We start from the raw sequence: 1,002 nt of genomic DNA, 5'->3' as shown, positions 1-1,002 counted from the left end.
TGATTATGGCTCTTATTATGGGAAGATACCTATGAATTGGGTACAGACAACATTAAATTATATAGGAATAATTAGTACTGGTAACACGCCATCTAAAAATAGCCCTGAAAACTACGGCGGCGAAATACCATTCTATAAACCTGCTGATTTATTACAAGGAGAACTATACAATGCAACTGAATATTTATCGGTTCTAGGAAATACAAAATCCAGAAAAATAAAAGCAGGTTCTATTTTAATAAATGGTATTGGAAATATTGGAATTGCTGGGATTGTTCGTGTTGATGGAGCGTTCAATCAACAAATGCATGGCATAGAAGTATTTAATTTTGTCAACTCAAAATTTTTACTTTTAGCTATACAGTCTGATTTTATGCAAAAACAATTCAAGAACAATACATCATCTACCACTATTCCTATATTAAACAAAACTAGATTTTCTCAAACTATAATTAATTTTCCAGGTATACGTACACAAAAATTAATAATTACTAAAGCTGAGAAACTTTTTGAAAAAGTAAATCAATTTTAGCGACAATTCTCTTTTGTTCTAAAACTGAAGGAATACCTATTATTTTAGATTTTAGATACGAATAATGTCGAGCATAGCCCCTGTTCCTAACAAATAATAGCGTATAGTCTAAGTGGTATTTTAAAAATTTTGCAGATAAGCAAATTGGAGACAGAATTTTTACTCCGTCTGCACCAACAACAAAAGGGAAGTCTATAATCTTAAGATTTCTTGTATGGTCACCAAATATTACAACGTTTGTTTTATAGTCTAGAATCTTAGAAAAATTATTAGAAAATCCTTCAACTAATATTTTAGATTGACTAACTACTGGAATCTTGCCCTCTTTTACAATTTCAGACTGTTTTATTTGATAAGGCTTAGCTGAAATAGTTGTTACAATTTTTTCTAAAGGAGCTAGCAACCAAGTTGATCTTCTTGGAAAATCTATTTCAATTTTAATGTTATTCAGATAATAAGAGCCATAATCA

Annotated in this window: 2 protein-coding genes; one reads left to right on the top strand and one right to left on the bottom strand. The window is 29.8% G+C overall.

Going from position 1 to position 1,002, the window contains the following annotated elements; translation table 11 throughout:
- On the top strand, nt 1-532 hold a 532-nt coding region (locus tag HT699_RS11450; RefSeq protein ID WP_240149901.1), incomplete at its 5' end, for a restriction endonuclease subunit S.
- Here the strand turns inward: HT699_RS11450 and HT699_RS11445 are convergent.
- A partial coding sequence (locus tag HT699_RS11445) for a restriction endonuclease subunit S (RefSeq protein ID WP_240148734.1) occupies nt 492-1,002 on the bottom strand: 511 nt, incomplete at its 5' end. The genes HT699_RS11450 and HT699_RS11445 overlap by 41 nt on opposite strands.

The sequence above is a fragment of the Streptococcus sp. 1055 genome, assembly GCF_013276815.1.
Lineage (GTDB): Bacteria > Bacillota > Bacilli > Lactobacillales > Streptococcaceae > Streptococcus > Streptococcus pseudopneumoniae.
The sequence above is the reverse complement of the archived record's forward strand: the minus strand, read 5'-3'. Positions and strand labels throughout refer to the sequence as shown.